The organism is Bradyrhizobium sp. AUGA SZCCT0176 (assembly GCF_018130145.1).
Lineage (GTDB): Bacteria > Pseudomonadota > Alphaproteobacteria > Rhizobiales > Xanthobacteraceae > Bradyrhizobium.
Map to the genome: position 1 here is coordinate 48,663 of NZ_JAFCMB010000022.1, position 25,457 is coordinate 74,119.

20 protein-coding genes are annotated in these 25,457 nt (G+C 62.0%); 8 read left to right on the top strand and 12 right to left on the bottom strand.

Annotated elements, in window-relative coordinates:
- Positions 1–26 precede the first annotated feature (26 nt).
- Positions 27–1,226 carry an alanine--glyoxylate aminotransferase family protein gene (locus JQ600_RS31295; protein WP_212390937.1) on the bottom strand — a complete coding sequence of 400 codons (1,200 nt, stop codon included), beginning with the start codon at positions 1,224–1,226 and terminating at the stop codon, positions 27–29.
- A 180-nt stretch (positions 1,227–1,406) separates the two neighbouring features.
- On the opposite strand from JQ600_RS31295, the gene JQ600_RS31300 reads away from it, so the two are divergent.
- From JQ600_RS31300 to JQ600_RS31310, 3 genes are all read left to right on the top strand, one after another.
- The gene (locus JQ600_RS31300) at positions 1,407–4,418 is read left to right on the top strand and encodes an FAD-binding and (Fe-S)-binding domain-containing protein (RefSeq protein WP_212490265.1); all 3,012 of its coding nucleotides are present in this window, start codon (positions 1,407–1,409) and stop codon (positions 4,416–4,418) included.
- A complete protein-coding gene (locus JQ600_RS31305) occupies positions 4,411–4,839 on the top strand; it encodes a heme-binding protein (protein ID WP_212263955.1) in 429 nt (142 codons plus the stop codon). Before JQ600_RS31300 ends, JQ600_RS31305 begins: the two co-directional genes overlap by 8 nt.
- Positions 4,840–5,272: 433 nt before the next feature.
- Positions 5,273–6,937 carry an Ig-like domain repeat protein gene (locus JQ600_RS31310; RefSeq protein WP_212390938.1) on the top strand — a complete coding sequence of 555 codons (1,665 nt, stop codon included), beginning with the start codon at positions 5,273–5,275 and terminating at the stop codon, positions 6,935–6,937.
- Between the two features lie 52 nt (positions 6,938–6,989).
- Here the strand turns inward: JQ600_RS31310 and JQ600_RS31315 are convergent, their stop codons facing one another.
- The 6 genes from JQ600_RS31315 to JQ600_RS31340 form a co-directional block, all read right to left on the bottom strand.
- Positions 6,990–7,772 carry an enoyl-CoA hydratase/isomerase family protein gene (locus JQ600_RS31315; RefSeq protein ID WP_212390939.1) on the bottom strand — a complete coding sequence of 261 codons (783 nt, stop codon included), beginning with the start codon at positions 7,770–7,772 and terminating at the stop codon, positions 6,990–6,992.
- 71 nt (positions 7,773–7,843) lie between these two features.
- Positions 7,844–9,937 carry a molybdopterin oxidoreductase family protein gene (locus JQ600_RS31320; RefSeq protein ID WP_212390940.1) on the bottom strand — a complete coding sequence of 698 codons (2,094 nt, stop codon included), beginning with the start codon at positions 9,935–9,937 and terminating at the stop codon, positions 7,844–7,846.
- 172 nt (positions 9,938–10,109) lie between these two features.
- A complete protein-coding gene (locus JQ600_RS31325) occupies positions 10,110–10,670 on the bottom strand; it encodes an Isoquinoline 1-oxidoreductase subunit (protein ID WP_409410688.1) in 561 nt (186 codons plus the stop codon).
- Between the two features lie 79 nt (positions 10,671–10,749).
- Entirely contained in the window at positions 10,750–11,274 is a 525-nt protein-coding gene (locus JQ600_RS31330; protein ID WP_212390942.1) for a (2Fe-2S)-binding protein, read from the bottom strand.
- A complete protein-coding gene (locus JQ600_RS31335; RefSeq protein WP_212490258.1) occupies positions 11,271–14,045 on the bottom strand; it encodes a xanthine dehydrogenase family protein molybdopterin-binding subunit in 2,775 nt (924 codons plus the stop codon). The genes JQ600_RS31330 and JQ600_RS31335 overlap by 4 nt, the downstream gene beginning before the upstream one ends.
- A gap of 30 nt (positions 14,046–14,075) precedes the next feature.
- Complete coding sequence (locus JQ600_RS31340) at positions 14,076–15,167, bottom strand: hypothetical protein (protein ID WP_212390944.1); 1,092 nt, start codon at positions 15,165–15,167, stop codon at positions 14,076–14,078.
- 312 nt (positions 15,168–15,479) lie between these two features.
- Here JQ600_RS31340 and JQ600_RS31345 point away from each other — a divergent pair, with 312 nt between their 5' ends.
- From JQ600_RS31345 to JQ600_RS31365, 5 genes are read left to right on the top strand one after another with little or no spacing between them, the layout of a single operon-like run.
- Positions 15,480–16,454 carry a tripartite tricarboxylate transporter substrate binding protein gene (locus JQ600_RS31345; protein ID WP_212390945.1) on the top strand — a complete coding sequence of 325 codons (975 nt, stop codon included), beginning with the start codon at positions 15,480–15,482 and terminating at the stop codon, positions 16,452–16,454.
- A gap of 27 nt (positions 16,455–16,481) precedes the next feature.
- Positions 16,482–16,952 carry a (2Fe-2S)-binding protein gene (locus JQ600_RS31350; protein ID WP_212390946.1) on the top strand — a complete coding sequence of 157 codons (471 nt, stop codon included), beginning with the start codon at positions 16,482–16,484 and terminating at the stop codon, positions 16,950–16,952.
- On the top strand, positions 16,949–19,090 hold the full coding sequence (locus JQ600_RS31355) for a molybdopterin cofactor-binding domain-containing protein (RefSeq protein ID WP_212390947.1): 2,142 nt from the start codon (positions 16,949–16,951) through the stop codon (positions 19,088–19,090). The genes JQ600_RS31350 and JQ600_RS31355 overlap by 4 nt, the downstream gene beginning before the upstream one ends.
- Positions 19,087–19,794: a substrate-binding domain-containing protein gene (locus JQ600_RS31360; protein ID WP_212263943.1), complete on the top strand. Its 708-nt coding sequence runs from the start codon at positions 19,087–19,089 to the stop codon at positions 19,792–19,794. The genes JQ600_RS31355 and JQ600_RS31360 overlap by 4 nt, the downstream gene beginning before the upstream one ends.
- 24 nt (positions 19,795–19,818) lie before the next feature.
- A complete protein-coding gene (locus JQ600_RS31365; protein WP_212490259.1) occupies positions 19,819–20,505 on the top strand; it encodes a cyclase family protein in 687 nt (228 codons plus the stop codon).
- Between the two features lie 46 nt (positions 20,506–20,551).
- Here the strand turns inward: JQ600_RS31365 and JQ600_RS31370 are convergent, their stop codons facing one another.
- From JQ600_RS31370 to JQ600_RS31390, 5 genes are all read right to left on the bottom strand, one after another.
- On the bottom strand, positions 20,552–21,286 hold the full coding sequence (locus JQ600_RS31370) for a Crp/Fnr family transcriptional regulator (protein ID WP_212263941.1): 735 nt from the start codon (positions 21,284–21,286) through the stop codon (positions 20,552–20,554).
- Positions 21,287–21,469: 183 nt separating this feature from the next.
- Positions 21,470–22,534: a tripartite tricarboxylate transporter substrate binding protein gene (locus tag JQ600_RS31375; protein ID WP_212490260.1), complete on the bottom strand. Its 1,065-nt coding sequence runs from the start codon at positions 22,532–22,534 to the stop codon at positions 21,470–21,472.
- A 228-nt stretch (positions 22,535–22,762) separates the two neighbouring features.
- Positions 22,763–23,602 carry a phosphodiesterase gene (locus tag JQ600_RS31380; protein WP_212390950.1) on the bottom strand — a complete coding sequence of 280 codons (840 nt, stop codon included), beginning with the start codon at positions 23,600–23,602 and terminating at the stop codon, positions 22,763–22,765.
- 8 nt (positions 23,603–23,610) lie between these two features.
- Complete coding sequence (locus tag JQ600_RS31385) at positions 23,611–24,672, bottom strand: ABC transporter ATP-binding protein (protein WP_212263938.1); 1,062 nt, start codon at positions 24,670–24,672, stop codon at positions 23,611–23,613.
- Positions 24,669–25,454 carry an ABC transporter permease gene (locus tag JQ600_RS31390; protein ID WP_212263937.1) on the bottom strand — a complete coding sequence of 262 codons (786 nt, stop codon included), beginning with the start codon at positions 25,452–25,454 and terminating at the stop codon, positions 24,669–24,671. Before JQ600_RS31390 ends, JQ600_RS31385 begins: the two co-directional genes overlap by 4 nt.
- Between the last annotated feature and the right edge of the window lie 3 nt (positions 25,455–25,457).

Here is a 25,457-nt window from a genome sequence, read left to right on the forward strand (position 1 = left end):
CCGTTCTTTTCGTTGTTGGGACCGGTTCAGGCGACGGCGATCTTTGGAATGGAAACCACATCGCGTCCCTTGAGCACTTCCATCGCCGCCAGCACTCCCCCGCCTCGATGCGGCACCTTCGCGAGATCGAGACCCATTTCGACGCCCGACAGCGTGCCCATCAGCATCAGATCGTTGAAATGGCCGATATGGCCGATCCGGAACACCTTGCCCTTGATCTTGTTGAGGCCGGTGCCGAGCGACATGTCGAAGTTTTCCAGCACCACTTTGCGGAAATTGTCGGCGTCATGGCCATCCGGCATCACCACGCCAGTCAGCGCCGGCGAATGTGCGCCCTGTTCCTGGCACTGCGTTTCCAGGCCCCACGCCTTGATGGCCGCACGCGTCGCAGCGCTGTGGCGCTTGTGGCGCGCGAAGACGTTTTCCAGCCCCTCTTCCTCGAGCATCTTGACCGCTTCGCGCAGCCCGAACAGCAGATTGGTTGCCGGCGTGTAGGGCCAGGTGCCCGCCTTGTTGATCGCGATGACTTCCTGCCAGTCCCAATAGGAACGCATGGCCGGATTGGCCTTCGCGACCGCGAGCGCCTTTTCCGACACCGCGTTGAAGCCGAGACCCGGCGGCAGCATCAGTCCCTTCTGTGACCCTGCGACCGACACGTCGATGCCCCAGGCGTCGTGCTCATATTCCAGTGAGCCGAGACCGGAAATGGTGTCGACCATCAGCAATGCCGGGTGTTTGACACGATCGAGGATCTTGCGGACTTCGAGCGGATAGGTCACGCAGGCGGTCGATGTCTCGTTGTGGACGACGCACACGGCCTTAATCTTGTGCGCCTTGTCGGCCGACAACCGCGCCTCGATTTGTTCGAGATCGGCGCCGTGGCGCCAGTCACCGGGCATGAAATCCACGTCAAGCTTGAATTTCTCGGCGATGCCGCGCCACAGCACGGCAAACTGCCCCGTCTCCGCCATCAGCACCTTGTCGCCGGGCTGCAACGTATTGACGAGGGCTGCCTCCCAGGCACCGGTGCCCGACGACGGGTAGATGATCACGGGCTGCTTGGTGCGGAACACCCGCTGCATGGCCGCCAGCACCGCGTGGCCGATCTCGGCGAATTCGGGACCCCGATGATCCATGGTTGGCATGTCCATGGCGCGCAGCACCCGGTCCGGTACATTGGTCGGTCCCGGAATCTGCAGAAAATGCCGTCCAGAGTGCACAGTCATGGGGCGTCCTTCCCGGTCTTGTCTTACGAGTATTGGCTTCACGAGCCGCTCGAATATCACTATTCGGCGGGCTTGTCCCCCGCCCGGCGGGGCCCGTCAATGCCCAAGAAGCGGGGCTTTGCCTTGCCAAGGCGGACCCCGGCAGGCAAGACACTGACGTTCACTCACGAGACCAAGGCAATGGCGGCAACAGGGGCCGAAAAGTCACAAAATTCGGCTGAAAACAGCGCCCTCGCCGTGCGTCTTGCTCGCGAGATTACCGGCGACGTCTTCTTTGACGCGTTCAACCGCGGCCGCTACGCGACCGACGCATCGTTCTACCAGATGATGCCCCTTGGCGTCGTGGTCCCCCGGACCATGGACGAGGCGTTGCGGAGCCTGGCCATCGCAAAGGATGCCGGCCGAATCGTCACCCCGCGCGGCGGCGGCACCTCGCAATGCGGCCAGACCGTCAATGAGGGGATCGTCGTCGACTTTTCCAAACATCTGAACCGTGTCCTCTCGCTCGATGTCGAAAATCGCACCTGCGTTGTCGAACCCGGCATCGTGCTCGACGACCTCAACCGCCAACTCAAGAAGCACGGGCTGTGGTTTCCGGTCGACGTCTCGACGGCGTCGCGCGCCACCATCGGCGGCATGGCCGGCAATAATTCCTGCGGCGGACGCTCGCTCCGCTACGGCACCATGCGCGACAATACGCTGTCGATGGATGCGGCCCTGGCCGACGGCACGCTGCTGCATTTTGGCGAGGTGCCGCGCGATCTCGCGCGCGTGAATTCACCAGATAGCGGGCTCGCGCTGTTTCGCGACATGCTCGATCTCGCCAAGCGCGAGGCAGCCGAGATCGCCGAAAGATTTCCGCAAGTGCAGCGCCGCGTCGGCGGTTACAATCTCGACGCGCTGGTACCGCGCAACGCGGCGAACAACATGGCGCACCTGCTGGTAGGCTCCGAAGGCACGCTGGCCTTCACCACGCAGGTCGAGCTCAAGCTATGGCCGATCATCCGCAACAAGGTGCTGGGCGTCTGTCATTTCGGCAACTTCTATGAGGCGATGGACGCGGCCCAGCATCTGGTAAAACTCCGCCCGATTGCAGTCGAACTGGTCGATCGCACCATGATCGCGCTGGGCCGCGAGATCGCGATGTTCCAGCCAATCATCAGCACCGCCGTACGCGGCAACCCCGATGCGGTGCTGATCGTGGAATTCGCCGAGGAAGATCAGGCTGAAAACCACCGCCGCCTGAAGCAGCTCGGCGAGCTGATGGCCGATCTCGGCTTCGGTTGGGACAAGCCGCAGCGCAAATGGGGCGGCGTGGTCGAAGTCACAGAACCCGCGCTGCAGACCGGCATCGCCGACTTCCGCGCCGCGGGCCTCAATGTCATGATGTCGATGAAGCAGGAGGGCAAGCCGGTCTCCTTTGTCGAGGACTGCGCGGTGCCGCTGCCGCATCTTGCCGACTATACCGAACGCCTCAACGGCATTTTTGAAAAGCACGGCACCCGCGGCACCATGTATGCGCACGCCTCCGAAGGCTGCCTTCATGTGCGTCCTGTGCTCAATCTGAAGCTGGAGAAGGATGTCAAGGCGATGCGCGCCATCGCCGAAGAGACCTTCGAGATGGTGCGCGAATACAAGGGCTCGCACTCCGGCGAGCACGGTGACGGCCTGGTCCGCTCCGAATTCCATGAAGCGATGTTCGGTTCGCGCATCGTTGCCGATTTCAGGGAGGTCAAGCATCGCTTCGACCCGGACAATGTCCTCAATCCCGGCAAGATCGTCGATCCGCCCAAAATGGACGACCGCTCGCTGTTTCGCTATCCGCCCGATTATCGTATCGGCGAACTGAAAACGGCGCTTGATTGGTCGGCTTATCCCGGCGCCGGCGGCGGCTTCCAGGGGGCCGTCGAGATGTGCAACAACAACGGCGCCTGCCGGAAGCTCGAAGGCGGCGTGATGTGTCCGTCCTACCGTGCGACCCGCAACGAGAAGGACGTCACCCGCGGCCGCGCCAATACGCTGCGACTGGCGATCTCCGGTCAACTCGGACCGAACGCGCTGGCTTCCGACGAGATGATGGACACGCTGAAACTCTGCGTCTCCTGCAAGGCCTGCCGCCACGAGTGCCCGACCGGCGTGGACATGGCCAAGATGAAGATCGAGGTGCTGGCGGCACGCGCGGCAACGCATGGGCTTTCACTGCGCGATCGGCTGGTGGGGTACCTGCCTCGCTATGCCGGCCTCGCGGCCCGCTTCGCTCCGCTCGCCAATTGGCGCAATGGCAGCCCGTTGCTGCGCAAGCTGTTGGAAAAATTCGCCGGCATCAGTGCGCAACGCGCCCTGCCCGCATTCCGCCGCGATGTGTTCCGAACCGATGCCGAGGCCTTCGGGCCGGAGAGTGGCCGCGAAGTCGTGCTGTTCGCCGATACGTTCAACCGTGCCTATGAGCGGGAAAATCTCGATGCCGCGCTGCGCGTGCTGGTCGAAGGCGGATACCGCGTCCACATTCCAAAACCGGCAGACCACGCGCGGCCGCTGTGCTGCGGGCGTACGTTCCTCTCTGCTGGTCTGGTTGATCAAGCGCGAGCCGAATTGGACCGGCTGGTGGCAACCTATGCGCCGTTCGCCGCGCGCGGCGTTCCAATCGTCGGACTGGAGCCGAGTTGTCTTCTGACGCTGCGCGATGAGCTGCTTTCCTTGCGCTCCGATAACGACGCCAAGAGCATTGGCACGCATGCGCTGCTGTTCGAGGAATTCCTGGTTCGCGAGGCGGAGGCCGGCCGTCTGCGGCTGCCGCTTGGTTCGATGCCTGCCAAGGCGCTGGTTCACGGCCACTGCCATCAGAAATCATTTGGTGCGTTCAAGCCGGTCGAAAAAGCGCTTCGCCTCGTGCCCGACCTGAACGTCGAGATCATCGAGTCCAGTTGCTGCGGCATGGCCGGCGCCTTCGGCTATGGTGCCGACACCTATGAGGCTTCGATGCAAATGGCCGAACTCTCACTGCTGCCGGCCGTCCGCGGCGCCGACCAAGCCACACTGATCGTTGCCGATGGCACCTCGTGCCGGCATCAGATCAAGGATGGCAGCGGGCGATCCGCCCTTCACGTCGCACGCGTTCTGGCGATGAGCCTCGACCGCGCAAAGTCCAATTCACCTCTCTCCTCACATGCAAAGGAACCGATCCATGGCTGAACTCACGCTCGACGTCGCCCGTAAAATTCTAGATGCCGCGCTTGCCAAGGGCGTCGAGAAAAAACTGAAGCCGCTGGTCATCACCATTCTCGATGCACGCGGCTGCGTCAAAGTCACCGCGGCGCAGGACGGCACCAGCCTGATGCGGGCCGAAATCGCACACGGCAAGGCCTATGGCGCGCTGGCGCTGGGCATGGGCTCACGCGCGCTGTTCCAGCGGGCGCAGGAGCAGGCCTATTTCGTCAGCGCGATAAACACGATGGCGCAAGGCCGCCTTGTTCCGGTGCCCGGCGGGGTGCTGATCCAGGACGGCGGCGTTTTGCTCGGCGCTGTCGGTGTCAGCGGCGACACCTCGGACAATGATGAAGTCTGCGCCGTCGCGGGCATCGAGGCCGCTGGGCTTAAGGCCAACGCCGGATAAGTGCAGGCCGTCACAGGCCGAACACCATCCGAACGAGGCGTTCAGGAAGCGGCTTCTCAAAGCGCGCTCGATATTTGTTGCCGAAGCGCAACATGCCTGAAGCGATTGTCAAAACCCGCCCTGGCCGCATTGATCGGAGTTCCGACTCCGATACCATCGACTCATAATTAAGCAATTTCCTACGATGGGTTTGGGGGCTGACGTGCTGGGAATGGGGAATGCACGCCGCTCCAAGCGGCGGCTTGGGAGTTCGAATGCCGCTTGGGCGCTGACGCTCGGGTTATGCGCGAGCCTTTTGGCGCCGGCAGCCGCGTTCGCTTCAGCTGGATGTGATGCCGTAAACGGTGGCACGCTCAATTTTACGAAAACGGTGGGCGGCACCGTCAATAGTCCACCCGTCAATGCTGCTTTTTCAGCCGGCGAAAAGTTGACATTGACCGTTACTAATCCGGGCAATGCTGCTTCTCTCAATACGCCAAATTCGCTGGTCCTGAGGCTGGGCGCCGCGGCAGTGAACGGCAATTCGATTGCCAATGGAACGACGCTGAGCCTGACCGCGAACGGCACCGAAGTATTCGCACAATCGGGGGTCGGCGAGACCGCCGCCGCCAGCATAACCATTGCCGTCGTCTGCCAGGCCGTAGCGGCTGCAACAACGACGACGGTGACCTCATCGCTCAATCCATCCGCCGTCGGCCAATCCGTCACCTTCACCGCTACCGTCAGTGGTACCGGCGGCACACCGACGGGAACGGTGAACTTTCTCGACGGCGGCGCCGTGATCGGTAACGGCGCACTCGCAGGAGGCGTCGCAACTTTCACGACCGCAAACCTTACGCAGGGAAACCACAGCATCACCGCCGCCTACGCTGGTGCAGGAAGCTTTACCGCGAGTACGTCGGCGGCTTTGACTCAGGCGGTCGGCGGCACGGCTGACAGCGCCAAGTTACAGGCGCTGCAAGCGATGGCCACCAAGGTTGTCGCGCAGAATTCCGGTTCGGCGATATCGGGCGCGGTCGACAGCGCCATATCAGAGGGCTTTGGCGGCGGCGGTCCGCCCGCCACTGTCAGTGGCGGAGGCGTTCGCTTCAATTTCGCGGCTGACCCGGACGGAAAGCCGGATACCATCGCGCATGCTGCGGATCCATTCAGCAGCGCCGGCGGCTCGTTCGGAACGGCGCGCAGCTTTGCACCGGAACAACGGGATCGCGTGAACGATGCCTTCGGCGCGCTGGCCTATGCCGGCGGTTATGCCAAGGCACCACCGCGTCGGGTCGAACAGCGGGATTGGTATGGCTGGGCCGAAGTCCGTGGCGCCCACCTGGATCGCTGGGGGACCGGTGGATTGGGCGTGGTGACCGGTGCCTCGTTGCTCTCAGGCGATCAAGTCAACCTGCTGGCAGGGGTTACCCGCAAGCTGACGCCGAATTTCCTGATCGGCGTGCTCGGCGGCTACGAGACCTTCGATTATCGATCCGACGCGCTGCAGGGACGGTTGAAAGGCGATGGTTGGACGGTTGGTTCGTACCTGGGATGGATGCTTGCGCCGAACATTCGCTTCGATGCAGCGTTCGCCTATTCCGGCATCGGCTATGACGGCAGCGCGGGCACTGCCTCCGGTCAATTTGGCGGACAACGTTGGCTGCTCTCCAGTGGACTAACTGGCACTTACCAAAGTTGGGGCCTGCAGATCGAGCCCTCCGCGCGGATCTATGCGTTGTGGGAGCACGAGAATGCCTACAGAGATACGCTTGGTATCCTGCTGAGTGATCGCAACTTCGCAGTCGGCCGCGCCAGTGGAGGCGTGAAGCTGTCCTATCCCGTGGCCTGGATATCGACAGCCACGCTGGTCCCTTATGTAGGGGTCTACAGCGATTACTATTTCAATTCGGACAATGTGACACTGGTTGCGGCTGTCCCCGCAATTCCTGTCATCAATGTGTTCGATGGCTGGTCGGCCCGCGCAATCGGCGGGTTAGCTGCAAAGTTCAACAACGGAGCACAGGTTGCGATCGGCGGTGAGCGTAGCGGCATCGGAGGCAGTTTCGGCCTCTGGACCTATCGCGCACGCGCCTCCGTATCGTTCGGAGCGCAATAACGCTGACCGATACACACTGCACGATCAGCGGTCGTGCAGATAACCGAGAAGCTCACCGCCCCGGCCATGACGGTTTGCGCTTCTCGCCAAACGCCTTGAGGCCTTCCTTGGCGTCTTCCGTCATGGCCAGCAAGGCAATCTGGCTTTCGGTGTAGGCGATGCTTTCGTCGAACGACATCGAGGCGATGGCGCGCATGGCATATTTGCCGCGCCGGATCGCTGTCGGCGATTTGTCGACGATACGGCTGATCAGCCATTCGACCTTGGTGTCGAGCTCGGCTGGCGGCACCACGTAATTCAGCAGCCCGGCGGCCTGAGCCGCCTTCGCATCGAACGGCTCGCCCGTCAGCGCCCATTCATTGACGAGGCGCGGTGGCGCCATCGATTGCAACAGGCTCATCACCTGCATCGGAAATACGCCGACCTTTACTTCGGGCAGCCCGAAAATCACGTGATCGGCGGCCACCGCCATATCCGTCATGCACAACAAGCCCATGCCGCCGGCCATGCAGACGCCTCCTACCCGTGCGATCGCAGGCTTGGTGGCATTCTGCGACAGCCGCAACAGATCGGCGTAGTCGACATTCGGCTTGGAAAAATCCATCGAGAAGGCAGCGCCGCTGTTCTGCAGGTCGGCGCCGGCGCAAAACGCCTTGTCACCCGCCCCCGTCAGCACGATGACGCGCACTTCCTTGTCGTCATGGGCGTCGCGATACCCCCTGGCGATGCCGGCGACGACGTCGGCATTAATGGCGTTGCGCTTGTCCGGCCGGTTGATGGTAATCCAGAACGCCTGTCCGCGCTTCTCGCGTATTACGCTGCTGTTGTCGGTCATTGTTCCGCTCGCCCGTTTGCCATGGATTGGCGAACATTTGCGGCAGGATGACGCCGGACTGCAAGCAGGATTTACGCCGAGGGCGTCGCCTTCTTCACCCAGACCTTGTTGTCATGGAACGCCGCACCGCCCACGGGGGCGACCGCCTCGGCTCCGGTCAGCATGTTGATACCGCGACCGCCGATATGGGCCTTGTTCGGCTGAATGGATTCCGCGATCAATACGCCGCGTCGCAGCCCGTCGAACAGCTTAACCGTCAAATTCGTCTCGCCTCTCACGTTGCCGAGTGTGACGACATCCCCATCGGAGAGCCCGAGCGTAGCGGCATCATCGGGGTGCATCATCACCGAGGGCTTGCCCTCGCGCGCGATCGACGAAGGCGTTTCGTTGAAGCTGGTGTTGAGGAAGCTGCGCGCGGGACTGGTGGCGAGCCGGAACGGATGCGCCTCATCCGCCTCCTCGATGATGGTCCAATGGTCTGGCAACGACGGCATCTGTGCCCAGGGGCCCAAGGCGTTGCCGAAGGGCGGGTTCGCCCAGTCGGCCTTGAAGTGGAACTTCTTGTCCGCATGCGCAAAACCGTCGAGGTAATGCGAGGTACGAAAATCCGGCTGGAGGTCGCGCCAAAGATCCGCCTCCAGGGCCGCGATATCGCCATGACCGCTCTTCTTCAGCGTCGCGTCGATCAATTCGCGCGGCGACATCGTAAAGCCGGGATGCACGGCGTTAAGCCGACGGCCGAGGCCCTGCAACACCTCGTGGTTCGAACGGCACTCGCCGGGCGGATCGATCAGCCTGGCGCCGACCGAGATATGCTGATGTCCGCCACCGTAATAGAGGTCGTCGTGCTCCATGAACATGGTCGCCGGCAGCACGATGTCGGCCATGACAGCCGTCTCGGTCATGAACTGCTCATGCACCACCATGAACAAGTCTTCGCGCGCAAAACCCTGGTGCACCAGCGCCTGCTCCGGCGCGACCGTCATCGGGTTGGTGTTCTGGATCAGCATCGCCTTGACCGGCGGCCCGCCCTTCAAGGCTTCTGCGTCGCCGGTCAGGATACGGCCGATCTGAGACTGGTCGAGCCAGCGGGTGCTGCGATCGAGCGCATCGTGGCCCTCGATGATCGATTCATCGAACTTCCAGATCGCAAAATTGTTGAAGAACGCGCCACCGCCCTCGTGTTGCCAGGCGCCGGTTACCGCCGGAATACACAGCGCCGCATGCATCTGCGCCGCACCATTACGGCTGCGCGTGAAGCCATAGCCCAGACGGAAGAACGAACGCTGGGTCTGACCGACGAGGCGCGCGAATGCCTCGATCTCCTCGACCGGCACGCCCGAGATAGACGATGCCCATTCCGGCGTACGGCTCGCAAGGTGCGCTTCCAGTTCATTCGGGCAATCGGTGTAGCGATCCATATATTCGCGATCGGCGTAACCTTCCCGGAACAACACGTGCATGACGCCGCAGGCGAACGCACCGTCAGTGCCAGGCTTAAGCAGGATCTTGATATCGGCCTGCTTCATGGTGTCGTTGTTGTAGACATCGATCGCAGCGATCTTGGCGCCGCGCTCCTTGCGGGCGCGCATCGCATGCGTCATCACGTTGACCTGGGTGTTCACGGGATTGGTGCCCCAGATCACGACAAGGTCGGACACGCCCATCTCGCGCGGATCGACGCCGGCGATCTTGCCGGTGCCGATGGCAAATCCGATACGGGCGACGTTCGCGCAAATCGTCGAGTAGAAACGGGAATATTTCTTCACATTGGCAAGACGGTTGATGCCGTCGCGCATGACCAGGCCCATCGTGCCGGCGTAATAATACGGCCATACCGATTGAGCGCCGAATTCCTGCTCAGCCTGATCGAAACGCGCGGCGATTTCATCCAGGGCGTCGTCCCACGAGATCCGCGCAAACTGACCGGAACCCTTGGGTCCGGTGCGACGCATCGGGTGCAACAGCCTGTCGGGGTGATGAATGCGCTCGGCATAACGTGCGACCTTGGCGCAGACAACGCCGGCGGTGTAGGTCTGCTGCTTGGAGCCGCGCACCCGGCCGATGCTGCGGCCGTCGATCACCTCGATGTCGAGCGCGCAGGCCGACGGGCAATCATGCGGACAGGTGGAGTGGCGGATGTCGACCTTGGCATGCTGGTTCATGGCTCGATAGGTAACATCAAAATCCGCCGTCGCCGAGTAGCTTTATCATCGGGCACACCGGCGAAAACGGAAGCCAAGCCATGCATTAAGCGTACGATCGGCTGCCCATTGGCGTAGATCGCCTGCCCATCAATCTAGCGCGCGCTACAATGCACGGTCTTTCGCGCAGGTGTTACTGCGCGGGACAGGCCGCGCCGGTTTTCACCCAGGCCTCGACCAGCGCGCCGGCCTGCTTTTGCGTACCGGGCGCGGGGCTGCGGCCAGCGCCCGGGGCCCAGGCCCAGCCGACGAGCGTATCTTCGCCGATGTGATGGATCAGATCCTCGGGCTTGCGACCGCCATTGCGCGCGGGATCCTTGAGCTGCGTGCAAATTTCGGCAACCGTCTTGCCCTCCCATGCCATTTCGCGCGGCGCGAGATGCCATTCCGGGTGACCCGGCATGCGGCCGGGCTCAAAGTTCGCATTCTGATGGCAGATCGAGCAGCGCATCGCCGGAAGGCCGTGGCCATCGATGCCGCGCGCGACTGGTGGCTGATGCAGCCGGCTCTCATCGCCTTGCCGCGGACGGTCAGTCGCCGGGTGGCAGTTGGTGCAACGCGGATGGGTGAGCACCTTGCCGAGTTCAGTGAACATCGCCGCCGATCGTGCGTCCGTATCGGCGATTGATGCAAAGCTCTCAGGGCTGGCAAGGTTCTGGGGCGCAGTTTCGGAAACCGCGTAGCCCCCAAGCATGCTCGTCGCCACGGTGAAGATAGAGACGACAAGCTTAAATCGCAGTTCCGATTTCATGTCGCTTGGTCCTCGCGCCCAGTCATTGGTTCGCCACGAGATAGCGCTTGGAATCCGCGAGGATCACGTCACGTACCGCTTCGTGATATTTGATATAGCCGGTGCAGCGGCAGATGTGTCCGTCGAGCGCTTCCGCGATGGTTTTTTCGAGTTCCGCGCGTGCGACCGGCGCCTTCGCCAGACGCTCCAGCAGCACCTGTCCCTCGTTCAGGAAACCGGCGGTGCAATAGCCGCACTGGAACGAGAAGTGCTCAATGAATGCCTTCTGCAGCGTCGTAAGCTCGCCGTTCTTCGCATGTCCCTCGACCGTGCGGATGACCTTGCCGTCGAAACTCACCGCAGAGACGACGCAGGTCGGGCTGGTGAAACTCGTTCCATCGGGATTGTCGACGATGACGGCGCAACTCAAGCACTGCCCGGCGCCGCACCCAAACTTGGTCCCGGTCATCCCGAGATACTCGCGCAGGAAATCGTTCATCGAGAGATCGTCGCGAACATCCGTCGGTCCGTGCGCGCGGCCGTTGATCGTGATGCTCAATCTGGTCACGCGAGCACTCCCTTGAGCAGGCTGGCGGTCACCGGCAGGGATTGGAAGCGGCGGCCGGTGGCGTCGAAGATAGCGTTCAGGATCGCCGGTACGACCGGAACCATCACGACTTCCGCCATGCCTTTCGGCGGCTCGTCCGGCGTTAGCGGCGGCAGCACCTCGATTTCGAGATCGCGAAGCGGCAGGTCCGATCCGCGCGCGACAAGATACTGCCCGAGATTCCATTGGCCGTTGCCGGGACCGCCCTCGTAAGGCGGCAGGTTCTCCAGCAGGGCATAGCCGACGCCCATCGCAAAGCCGCCTTGCGCCTGGCCCAGCACCACTTCGGGCACCAATGCGCGACCGCATTCAAATACATTGTAGGCCTTGGCGATACGCAGCACACCGGTCGCGCGCTCAATCTCGACGCGGACCAGCGTTCCGCACATCGAGGTATAGGTGTTGCCGCTCTGGTTGTTGACGGCTGGCGGGAATCTGACGCTGACCCGATCAATCCGGGCGAACTTGCCGTTACCCTTCCGTACCGCCAGCGCATCGATCTCGGCACGATATTGTTCGCCGTTAAACGGAAAGCGCGCACGCGACCACTCCCAGCGGGAGAAGCTGTGCGCCATGGCGCCGGTCACCAGATTGCGTGCATACGCCTTCGCGGCCAGTGCCGACAAGGGCAGCGCCGCAAGACCGGACATAACAAGCTGCCCGTCTTTCCATTGCGCCTTCGCCCAATCCTTGGCGCGCGGGTCGTTCGGAGCGATGTTCCACAACTCAAGCGCCGCTGGCCACAGACCGAAGCGGAAGATTACACGCGCCGCCTCGGCCGCCGAATGGGTTCCAACATGCGCGCCGACCGAGGCGCTGGTCGCCGTACTGATGGCGGGCACCCAGCGCGGGTCTTTCTCTGCCCGGTCCTGCGTCTTCTGATCCATCATGTAGGGATCGCCCGACGTGACCAGCCCGAGGACATCATAGCTATCGACGCGTGCCACCGAAACTTCGTCGGCGACGACGCCGAGATGGATCGCCACCCGGTTGGCCAGCGCGGTGCCAATGCCGTTGCCCATCTCGACATGGTCGCAATAGATCGTGATCTTGCCCTCGGCCGAGAGTTCGACACGCCCCAGCGAACAATCGGCGCCGGCGCCGTAGTCCTTGGTCACGCAGGCGAGCCCGGTGCCAACGAGAGTGCCAGGCCGCGCGGCTGATTTTTGCTGCGCGCGCTGCTGCCAGATCGGATGCTTCTCGAGCTTGTCGAGCATTTCCGTGGTGCGGACCGAGACGCTGTAGCGATTGCCGCACATGGTCCGGCCGTCGGGCTTGAGCGCGTTGCGGCGCCGGAATTCAATCGGATCGAGCGGCAAGGCAGCTGCGACTTCGTCGATCAGCACTTCCAGCGCGGTCATACTCTGCAGCGTGCCGTAACCGCGCATCGACCCGGCCGTGACGCCGCGGGAATGCACCACAACCGTGGTCACATCGACTTTGGGAATGTCGTAGATGCCGATCGCTGCAGTCGCGGCAACGGTTGCCACGTTGACAGAAAAGTTCGCAAGGCCACCGCCATCGAGCACATGGTCGGCGGCGAAGGCCGTGATCTTGCCCGTGCTCCGGTCGACCCCGATCCGGGACCGCATCTTGAATGGATGGCGCTTAATGCCGGCCTGAAACTGCTGATAGCGGTCATGCGCCAACCGGACCGGACGGCCGGGAAAGAACATCGCCGCCAGCGCCACGTAGAGGACGAACGGGGTGTGGTCGCGGCCGCCGAACCCGCCGCCGACATAGGTGAACTGGGCATTGATACGAGCAGGCTTGAATGGAGCGCTCGCCTTGCCGAGCATATGCTCAATCGATTCAGCCGCCTCGTAGGGAGACTGCACGCCAAGGACGAGTTCCAGGCTTTCGCTCTTGCTGTTGTACCAGGCAAGCCCGGCTTCCGGCTCGAGGAACATCGGATCGACGGATTGGGTTTCGAACTCGCGATCCAGCATCAGCAGATTGGAATTTTTCGCTGCGAGCTCGCTTCGAATTTGTTCGCCATGGACCGCAGCCTTGGAGTAAGGCGCCGGCGTGTCCTTTGCGAGGGGCGACCACACCGGCAGGGGCGAGATCTGGGAGCGTCCTGGGCTGACCCAGCCCGCCTGGACCGGCGAATAGACATCGGGCGCATCGGGCGTTGCGCCGGCCACCCGCGTGAAGCGATAGGCACCGTAGTTCGGTATCGCGACCGGGCCGGTCTCCTCGCCGAACTTGACGAACGTCCCGTATCGCAACGCCAGCCGCGCCCGGTCGAAGGTGTCAAACGTCTCGAAGATCAACAGCGCGACCGGCTGTCCCATATAAATCGGCGTCTTGCCGACCGGACAGAACAGGTCGCCGGTGTAGAATGCTGGAACGCGCGTGCCGATCTTGTCGAGGTCCGCCGCGGTTACGACCACCGACGGCTTGAGCGCGCCGCTCAGCCGCGCGAGATCCATTCCGACATAGACATGCGTGGCATCTGGCGCGCGAACCAGGATCGCGTGCGAGGTGCTTTGCGGCCAGCCCGGCAGGTCGGACGCGCGAAAATCCGACGCGTAGAGTTTCGCGCCGGTAACCTTGGCGACGCCGTCAATGCGGCCAGCACCATTGGCCGCTGGGTTCCAGCCCTCGCGTCCCGGCAGAGAGGCACGTGGGGGCAACCCGGCCGCTTCCGCCGATCCCAGCCGCGACAGGCTGAGGGCGATGCCGCTTGCCGACACCCATTTCACAAATTCGCGCCGCGAAGGCCGCATGTTCCTACCTGTCGGTCAACACTATCGGAACTACTTCAGATCGGCGATCGACGCGGGGCCCGGCCCGGGTGTCACCAATGTCGGCCATTGCTTGGAGCCGAACGGCACGACGGGCGGCAGGAACGGCGTCATGCCGCGCTTGCCGGTTTCCGCAACAATCGCGACACGCGCGTCGCCCCCCATCAGCTCGTAGTCCATCAGATGATAGTTGCCAAAGAACAGCGAGCCGACCGAACGATCCGCAATGATGCGGGTCAAGGATTCCAACATATCCGCCGGTGTCGTCGTGAACGAAACCGTCTCGATCAGTAGCAAGCGGCTGTTGATCGCGTCAGGGCCGAAGAATTGCGCCAGGACGCTGAACAGCACGTTGTTCTGGCGCGCCACATAGATCGTGTTGCTCGCGGCATAGGTCTTGTCCCAGTCGGCGCCGAGTTGCTTCTTCCAGTCCGCCAGCACCGTCATCCAGTGCCCGACTTGTGTCTGCGCCGCCCAAGCCACGTTCTTCGCCAGATACGGCGCCTGCTTCTTGCCGAAGGCTTCGAGCGTGGCGAACGGAACGACGCCCTTGGCAACGCACTCGTCCATGAACGCGAGGTTGTTCTGCAGGATGGTCCGATTGTTGTCGCGCCAACCGGGCTCCATCGGCGTGGCGTCGAGGCCATCGAGCGCCGATTGCATGCGGCTGCGATAGGCCAGCATCGCCCCGCGCCAGGATTTGTCATCGGGATTGTCGACATAGGGGCCAACGACCTGGGCCAGTGCCATCGTGCTGTGGCCGACCGATTTGAGCAGTTGATAGACGATCGGCACCTGTGGCGCATCCATTGGCGCCATACCCGGCCGGTACAGGATCATCCGACCGCCGGCGCCCGAGAACAGGGCGAGAATCACCGGATGCTTGTCCAGAATGTTCTTCTGGAAAATCTTTGCTGCATTGCCATAAAGCTCGAACATGCCGGTGTTGAGCGCCAGCACATCCCTGGTCGCGATATCCGCGGCGGTCGCAGCTGATTTACCCGAGATCGGCGCCATATAGGCCGGAAGGGTCTGGGCATTGGTGACGGTATTACTGCCGGCGAGCAGAAGGGTAGCAACAGCCATGCAGGGGAAGAACTTCATGTCACATTCCTCGCGACGGGGTGTCCTGGATCAGCAATCAGCTTCCCACTCTCAATGATTCTATTTGCGTTGGCCACGGCCAGCGTCGCCTCGATGCTGCAGATGGTTGCGGCTTGATTGATGCAATACGTCAAATGGGACGAGGGCACTCCCGGAAGGGGCTGAGGATCAATTGGTCAAACAAGCCAGCAGCGCGACGAATGTCGCATCTGAAGGTACTGGCGATCACCGCGCGGATCGCTAGACTTCCGCTGAAGCCAGATTGGGCCGGCAACAGGCCAGGCAGAACAAGTCTGGGTTCGGGAGGTTGAAATGATCCGCTTGAGAGTGGCGCTTGCGCTGGCGGCAACGCTTTTCGCACAGGCTGTTCTTGCGACTACAGGTCTGGCCCAAGACTATCCCTCGAGGCCGGTCCGGGTGATCGTCCCGTTCGGCGCCGGTGGACCTGCCGACGTCACCGCCCGCCAAATCGGCAGTATCCTGCAGGAAAGCTTCGGCCAACCCTTCGTGATCGAGAACCGCACCGGCGCCGGCGGCGTCATCGGCACGCTCGAGGCTGCCAAGTCACCGCCTGATGGTTACACGTTGCTGATGATGTCGAACACCCAGACCGCCAACGAGTCCCTGGTGCCGCAGCGCAAATATGAGCTGATGCGTGATCTCGCGCCGATCGCACCGGTCAACTATTCCGACCTCGTGATCGTGATCCACCCAAGCGTTCAGGCAAGGACGCTGCAGGAATTCATCGCGCTGGCCAAATCGCAGCCCGGCAAACTGAATTATGCGTCGTCCGGCCAGGGCACGCCGTATCACATGGCCGGCGAGCTGTTCAAGACCATGGCCGGCGTTGATCTTGTGCATGTGCCCTACCGCAACAGCGGCGAGGCGCGTAGCGGCGTGATTGGCGGCCAGGTGCAGATGATGATCGACGCGGTTCCGACGATGGCGCCCAATGTCGCGGAGAACCAAGTGCGCGCGCTGGCGACCACCGGCAAGACGCGCTCCACCGTGCTGCCCAACGCGCCGACGACGATCGAGGCTGGCGTTGCTGGCTATGAGGCGACCATCTGGCTGGGATTGATGGCGCCGGCAGGAACGCCAAAACCGGTCATCGACAAGATCAATGCCGCCGTGAACGCCGCGGTGAAACGGCCGGATGTCGTCAAGCTCTGGACCCAGCAGGGCGCGGTTCCCATGGCGATGACCCCGGAAGAGTTCGACAAATTCCTGCGCGGCGATATTGTGAAATGGGCCGAGGTCGTCAAGAAGTTCGACAAGCCCCAGTAAAGTAGCGCCAGCCAAGGCCCACCCGCGATGCCGAGCGTTCGATTTCGCCTTAATGGCGTGGAGACCGACGTCGACGCCGATCCCGATCGGCCTCTGCTGGACATTTTGCGCGGGCGGTTCGGCATGACCGGTCCGCATTTCGGCTGCGGCGCGGGTGAATGCGGCGCCTGCAACGTCATGATCGACGATCGCGCCGTGGCGGCCTGCGATACACCGCTGTGGTCGATAGCGGACAAGGACATCACGACCATCGAGGGCTTGGGGACTGCTGAGCGACCGCATCCATTGCAACGCGCCTTCATCGCCGAGCAGGCGCTGCAATGCGGTTATTGCGTCTCCGGAATTCTCATGAGCGCGGCCGCGCTGCTGAAACGAAATCCCAAGCCCGGCAGCCGAGAAGTGAAAGAAGCGCTCGACGGTAACCTTTGCCGTTGCGGCTCACATAACCGCATGGTGCGGGCAGTGCTGCGCGCAGCGGGCGAGACGGCGGCGGAATGAACCAGCCAGCGCCGCCCCCGTCCCCGCCCAAATTGCCGGTGAATCTCGCGGCAAACCCGAAACTGTCATCCTGGTTGAAATTTTCGCCGCAGGGACAGGTGACGGTCTCGCCGGGCAAGGTCGAGATCGGGCAAGGTATTGTAACGGCTCTGGCCCAGATCGCCGCCGACGAACTCGACATCGATATTGGGCGCGTGCAGATGATCCGCGCGTCGACGGCTGTCAGCCCCAACGAGGGCGTGACTTCAGGCAGCCTCTCCGTGCAACAATCGGGACGCGCGATGCGGCATGCCTGCGCCGAGGTACGCCAGATCTTTCTTCAACTGGCATCGGAACGGCTGGGTGTCGACATCGCTTCGCTCGGTGTCGAGGACGGCACCATTTCAGGGCCGGGCAATGTCACGACGAGCTATTGGGAGCTTGCGGAAGAAGTCTCGCTCGATCGCGACGCGACGCCTGATGTGAAGCCGAAACCGGCCACACGCCGCGCGCTCGCCGGAAACTCGGTGCAGCGGATCGACATCCCCGACAAGGTCTTCGCGCGGGCGCGCTTCATTCACGATTGGACATTGCCGGAAATGCTGCACGGCCGCGTGTTGCGGCCGCAGAACGCGCGCGCGAACCTCGCCGGGCTGAAAGACGGCAATGTCCGGACGATAGCAGGCTTCGTCGCTGTCGTGCGCGATGGCAGTTTCGCGGGCGTCGTTTGCGAAACCGAGCATGGCGCGGAAGCAGCGCTGCAAGCCCTGCGCAAGGGGGCGGTCTGGGCCGACGGCGCCCCCCTTCCCGACGAACGCGATTTAGCTGCATTCCTGAAGGCCGAACCCTCGGAAACAACGGTCGTCGACAAGCGCATAGCATCGTCGCCCGGTGCCAAGAAGCGGACCCTTCAACGGCAATATACCCGCCCCTATATCGCCCACGCCTCGATCGCGCCTTCCTGCGCCATGGCACAGTGGAATAGCGACCGCGTCCACGTCTGGACCCACAGTCAGGGCGTCTATCTCCTGCGCACCGATCTGGCGCTGGTTCTCAAACTGCCGGCCGAAAACATCATAGTGGAACATATGGAGGGCGCCGGCTGCTATGGACATAACGCGGCTGACGACGTTGCGCTCGACGCGGTATTACTAGCCAAGGCCGCCGGCGGCCGGCCGGTGCGGGTGCAATGGTCGCGCGAAGGCGAGATGTCGGATGCCCCGTTTGGCGCCGCCATGACGATCGAGATTGAGGCCGATCTCGACGCAGAGGGCGAAATCACCGACTGGCGCCATTCCATATGGAGCAACGGCCATGTGGCACGGCCGGGGCGCGCGGCGCAACCGGCGCTGCTGGCGGGATTCGAACTGGAAAATCCGTTTCCGCGGATGATCTCGACCAATCCACCGCAGGCCAATGGCGGCGGCGGCGATCGCAACGCCGTACCTCTCTATGACTTCCCATCCTGGCAGATCGAAAGCCATCGCCTGACGACGATGCCGATCCGCACCTCCGCGCTGCGGACACTCGGCGCTCAAGGCAATGTATTCGCGATCGAATCCTTCCTTGATGAGATCGCCGCCGAGCGCGGCGAAGACCCAGTCGCATTCCGGCTGCGTCACTTGACCGATGAGCGGGCAAAGGACGTGATCCGCGCTGCTGCAAAGCGCGCCCGGTGGAAGCCGGAGAAGCAGCCCGGCATTGGCTACGGCATCGCTTTTGCCCGCTACAAGAACACCGGCGCCTATTGTGCCGTAGTCGCCGAGATTGAGGGCGCCGACGATATCCGCGTCCGAAAATTGACCCTGGTGGTCGACGTCGGTGAGGCCATCAATCCTGATGGCGTCATCAACCAGATCGAAGGCGGCGCGATCCAGGCCACGAGTTGGGTGTTGAAGGAACGCGTCCGCTTCGACCGGCAACGCATCACCAGCACCAATTGGACGGAATATCCGATCCTTCGCTTCAGCGAGGTGCCGGAGGTCGAAGTCGAACTGATCCAGCGGTCGGAGATGGACCCCGTCGGTGCCGGCGAAGCTGCCCATGGCCCGGTTTCGGCGGCCATTGCCAACGCCGTGTTCGACGCGCTCGGCGTGCGCGTGCGCCATCTTCCAATCACGCGCGAAAGTATCATCGCTGCCATGGAGCAGGCCCCGTGAGCAACCTGAACATCCTGAGCGGCGGCGCAGCACAGGGACTGGTCGGCAGCCTGGCTTCGAAATTCAAGGCGCAGACCGGTTTCGATATCGCGGGAGAGTTTGGCGCGGTTGGCGCCATGGCCGACAAATTGCGCAAGGGCATACCGGCCGACATCGTCATTTTGACCGCAGCGATCGTGGCCAAGCTTGCCGAGGAGAAGCTGGTGGTCGCCTCGTCGATCGCAAATGTCGGCTTGGTCGAGACCGCCCTGGCTGTTCGCGCCGGCGATCCCCGGGTTACGGTCAAGGATACCGTCGGCTTGCGCGAATGCTTGCTTGCATCGGACGCGATCTACGTGCCGGACACGGTAGCCTCGACCGCCGGCATTCACGTTGCGAAGGTTCTGGCGCAACTCGGCATCACCGATAAAGTCGCCGCACGACTCAACATCTTCCCGAACGGCGCGACTGCTATGCGCGAAATGGCGGCATCCGATGCGCGACGTCCGATCGGCTGCACGCAATCGACCGAGATCATCAACACCAAGGGCGTCAGCCTGTCCGGGACGCTGCCACCCGGTTGCGAACTCGCGACTATGTACACAGCTGGCGTCGCTACCAGGGCTGCCCACGCTCCCCAGGCGCAGGAATTGATCGGCTTGTTGATCGGCGCAGGGCAACAAGAACAGCGCGAACGCTCAGGGTTTATCAGCATTCCGAAATAGCCGCATCTTCCAAAGGGTTCTATCGTGAAAATCATCGACCTGAGCCGAGAGCTCTATCATCGTACCCCGAGCTATCCGGGTCACCCACCTGTCATCCATGGCGTCTGGAAGACCCACGAAGAATCCCTTGCCGAGTCCGGTAACGTGCACGTACTTGCATCGATGTTCATCTCAATGGTCGATCACGCCGGCACCCACATCGATGCGCCCCGGCATTTCGGCAAGAGCGGTATATCGATCGACCAATATCCGCTGGAGAAATGCATTGTGCCGGGTATCTGCCTCGACCTGCGCCACATTCTGCCGCGCGCCGAGATTACGCCCTCCGATCTCGATGTGGCGGTGAAGAAGGGCGACCTGCCGATCCCGAGAGGCGGCACCGTACTGCTCTGCACCGGCCACCACGAACGCACGTTCCCACGCAAGGAATATTCGAACGACAATCCCGGCGTGAATGTCGCCGCGACTGAATGGCTCGCACAACAGGGCGTCGTGCATTTTGGCATCGACTCGATGCGGCCTGGTCCCGAAGGCGACGTGAACGCGCTCGTTCACAAGGCCTGTCTCGACCTCGACATCACCCACATCGAGAGCCTGTGCAATCTGGAAGCGCTGCTCGGTAAAGGCCGGTTCACCTTCATCGGCCTGCCGATGAAGTGGCGCGGGGGCACCGCCTCCCCGATCCGCGCTGTGGCCATGTTCGACCTGTGAGAATAATATCGCGAAATGCGCCGGAGAATTAGCCGGCCGCACGCCGCTATTCGCCTTCGTCGCCAGATCCGGCTTCGGCCAAAGCCTGCAGCGGCTCGGCCTTCAGTACAACGATCGCGCCGTGCTCGAGCCGCACCCAGTCGCGCGCCGCCCACGCCCGCAACTGCTTATTGATGCTTTCTCGCGTCATACCGACCATCTCGCTGATTTCCTGCTGGGTAATCGCAATAGTTCGGCCCTGCGGTTCAAGCTTGTGTTTCTCGGTTAAGCGAAGCAACGCGCTGGCCAACCGTCCCGGCAAATTTTGAAGGATAACCTGTTCGACCTGATCGCTAGTCCAGCGAATCCGCGTGCACAACAGTTCGATGAACTTCATCGCAAGGCCCGGCTGGCTGCGCACGAAAGGAATGAACTCGCGCCGGTCGATCGTGAAGAGCTCGCAAGCGGTGTTCGCAGTCGCGTCTGCCGAGCGAACAGAACCGTCAAGCAGCGCGATTTCGCCAAAAATCTCCTCCGCCCCGATCAGGTTCAGGATTGCGTTGCGGCCATCGGGCGACGAAATACTGATCTTCACCGTGCCGGAGATCACGGCAAACAGGCTGTTGCCGGGATCTCCCTTGGCGAAGATCGTCGCTCCCCGCTTCAGCGTGACGTGTTTGGCGTAACGGCAGAGTTGATCGAAGGCTTCGGGCTCAAGGTCGACAAAATAGGGATGCTTGCGCAAAACCGACAGTTTGCTGCTCGAAAATCCCTGAGCTTCACCCGTCCTTTGTTGAGGCACGCCAGTCAAACTCCAGAAACTGTTCGGGATGTAGCTCTTCCGTAATCAACGCCGGTTGGCTTTTCAACCGGAAAGCATCCTACTGCGTCGATTTAGCGGCCAAAACTCAAAGGCGGCCCAGGCATTAACGCTCCGATAACCCTGGAACCCGCGATCGGATGGTACGGGCATCGAGCTATCCCGTCACGCGGAAATAGCCAGACGCCATTGAGGCACCAATTTCGGCCTGTAACGGACTTCGCCGGCGCAACGCAGCGCCGACCGCTTCGCTCCGGCGGCTTGTTCGTTCGCGATACCCATTTCCTTGATCACGCGCGCGTATTTGGCAAGTTGATCACGCGTCATGACACGCAATTCTTCCGACGAACTGCCGCGCACCGCAAATCCCAGTTCCTCCAGCTTGCGGCGTACTTCGGGATCACCGACCGCCTTCAGCGCCTCGGCGTTCAACCGAGCGATGATCGCCTTCGGCGTGCCGGCAGGAGCAAGAATCGCAAACCATGAGTTGAAGAAGAATCCTGGCAAGCCGGATTCAGAGACGGTCGGCACATCGGGGAATTGCGCCAATCTTTTCTCGGTAGTCACTCCGATCAGTTTGAGTTGGCCGCCGCGCACCAGGGCAGCAACCGTACCGAGCCCCTGGAAGCCGACTGGAATCTGGCCTGCGGCGACATCGGTTGCAGCTTGCGTTGCGCCCTTATAGGGCACGTGGGTCAGCGATATGCCGGCCGCGGAAGCAAACATCGCCATGGCCAAATGCTGCGGGCTGCCCGGGCCACCCGAGCCATAATCGATCTTGCCAGGTGCTGCTTTCGCAGCTGCGATCAGATCCGCCGCGCTCTTGAAGCTGGCCCGATTGCTGGCGACCAGCCCCCACTCCACGGTTGCAACCAGCGATACCGGTTCGAAGTCCTTCAATATGTCCCAGCGCATCTTGGACTGCAGGTTGGGCACCATGGTCATGATGCTGTCGTTGAAGCCCCCGATCGTGTAGCCGTCCGGTTCAGCCCGCGCGACCTGCTCCGCCCCGATCATCCCTGAGGCGCCAGGCTGGTTCAGGATCACGAATTGCTGGCCCATATTGTCGGCCATTTTCTGCGTCACGATCCGCGCCGCAACATCGACGGCACTCGCTGCAGCCAGCGGCACAATCATCTTGATAGGCCGGTCCGGATAGGACGTCTGTGCGATCGCATTAGAGCTCAGGAGCAGCGCGAGCGCCGGAATCAACGAATGGAGAAGGCGCATTTCATGATTCTCCTCAAGCGGTCAGCATTTGGGATATGGGCCACATCTTCCGGAGAATGATTGCTCCTCCACATCCGCCTTGGCAATCTGGTCGGCAACGAAATGAAGCATGAGCCAGTGCGTCAATCGACATGCGGGGCAAGAAGGATGGCCGGGCAACGAGGGAAGCTATCGATGGCGGAGCGACAATTTTGGGAAACGCCGCCGAAGGGTAGACTTAAGAGCCTCCTAAAGCAATTTCCCATCTGGCCCGAAAAACGGATGCGGACCGTCAAACGTTCCAATCGGCACCTGATGGGTGACGATGCTGCCGAAGTCCTCGCCCGGAAACCAGGTGTGGAGGTGGAAGGCCGGCGGCTCCACCTTGAACGAGGGCTCGCGGAGTTCAGCAAGGTCAAGATCGACCGCGTGGTTCGGCGCCGGGCAGATCGTAGTCGGCACGCCCGCGAACATCGTCAGAGCCGCACGGTGAACATGACCGGCCGAGATGAGTTGCACGCGCGGATGACGCCGAACGATGGGGGCGAGTTCGCTGGCGTTGAGGAGATTCTGGCGATCCATGTGCCAGATTCCGGCTTTGAACGGCGGATGATGCAGGAACAGCAGCGCTGGCCGATCCGGCGAAGCAGCCAGTGTCGCGTCAAGCCAGCGCAGCGTGGGCTCTTCGAGTTCGCCATGGGGCTTTTGGTGTACGCTTGAGTCCAGCAGCAGCAGATCCAGCCCGCCGATCTCAATCTTCTGATTGAGCGGCCCAGACGCCAAGGCATATGAAGCAGAGGGAAACGCATCGCGCATCAGCTGACGCGAATCGTGATTGCCGGGAATGCCGGCGAACGGGAGTTTCAATGGCGTCAGTAGCCGCTTGAGGTACTGATATTCCTCAGCCGTCGGCGTATCTGCCAGATCACCTGATATCACTACAAAATCAGGCACCGGCTGAAATTCGTTCAACGCCGCGACGCAACGTTCAAGCGCCCGGGCAGTATCGACCCGGCCATAGGCGAGCGTGCCCGGCGGCTTGATATGCAGGTCGGAAATCTGGGCGATACGAACCGGTTTTGGCGACACTGGCGTTCTCAACTTTCGGACGGCAGCAAACGAACGGCTTCCGGCGAAATCAACAGCCCGACCCGTTCGCCGGCCTTGGCTTGTACCGTATTCGGCGCATCAACAGTAAATAGCCTATTGGATACACCACTTATGACCAGGCGTTGCCGATCGCCAATAAAGCTGATGCTGTCGATGACGCCGGAAAGCGGGGCACTCCCCGTCTCCACTACGCGGATCGTTTCGGGACGAATCATGGCGACCACGGTCGGAAAATTCGCGTCGATCCCGATCGCCTGCCGCCCGCCCGGTAAAACGAGATAACCGTTCTCGATCGGGGACTCGATAATATTAGCGGCACCTATGAATTCCGCCACGAAGCGACTTTGCGGCGTGAAGTAGATCTCCCGCGGCGTACCGATCTGGGCAATCGTTCCCTTCTGCATGACAACAACACGATCGCCGAGTTCCATCGCTTCGGCTTGGTCGTGCGTTACATAAATTGTGGTGATGCCAAGCGCGCGCAGCAGGCGGTTGAGTTCACCGCGTAGCCGATCGCGCAGCGCCGCGTCGAGCGCCGTCAAGGGTTCATCAAGCAGCAGGATCCCCGGCCGGATCGCGACTGCTCGCGCCAGCGCCACGCGTTGGCGCTGCCCTCCGGAAAGCTGGTCGATGCGGCGATTCTCCAGCCCGGCAATATTGGTCAGCGCGACCAGTTCGGCGACGCGCGCCGCACGCTCCTTGGCCGGCACACCGCGGATCTTCAAGCCGTAGCCGATGTTGTCAGATACGCTCATGTTGGGAAACAACGCATAGGACTGGAACACCATACCGACGTTGCGCCGTTCGATTGGCACCGACGTCATATCGTTGCCGTCGAACAATACCTTGCCACCGGCATCAGGCAATTCGAGGCCCGCGATGATGCGGAGCATCGTGGTCTTGCCGCAGCCGGACGGACCTAGCAACACCAGCGTCTCACCGCGCGCAATATCGAGCGTCGCGGGCTCCAGCGCGCGCGTTCCATCGATAAACGTCTTGCCGCAGGCCTCAATACGCACCGAGGCGCCATGTCCTGCTGACGCGTTCATCTCTTCTGTTCCTTCTCGGCAAAGAATTGCATGGCCACCAGCAGCGGGATGATCATTACGAAGAATATCAACGTATAGGCCGAAGCCACCTCGAGCCGCATCGAGGCGTAGCTGTCCGCAAGTCCGATGGGCAGCGTCTTGGTCAGGGGCGTATGAAGCATCCAGGTCAGGTTGAATTCGCCAAGCGAAAGCGTCACCACCATCAGGCTGCCGGCAAGTATCCCGGGCACGGCATTCGGCACGATAACGTCGCGGAAGCGCCGCCATGGTGATGCGCCGAGCGACGCCGCACCTTCGTCGAGCGTCTTGATATCGACCGTTGCAAACACCGCCATCACCGATCGCACCATAAAGGGCATGGTGAAAATAACATGCCCCACCAGGATGAAGAGCCAAGAACGGCGGAAGTCGCTGAAGCCTTGGTAGGTGAGCAGCAATGCCAGGGCAATTGCCAGACCTGGTATCGCCAGCGGCAGCGTGATGATCTCCTCGACGATGCGCGACAGCCTCCCTCCCCGCACGTGCAAGGCGTAGGCTGCGGGAACACCAATGGCCAGCGTCACGGCGAGGGTAGCAAAGGCGATCACGAATGACAGCAGGATAGTGCCGGCATAGAGCTGCCAGACCTGGACGACCCATTGCAGGGTTACGCCGGACTGGATACCGCGAAAATAGTTCACGGTAACGCCGGCGGAAATCGACAGGATTGCGGGCACCACCAGGAATGCGGCGACGATCAATGTAAAAATGAGCTGGCCGGTGAAGATCAGACGATCACGCATGGC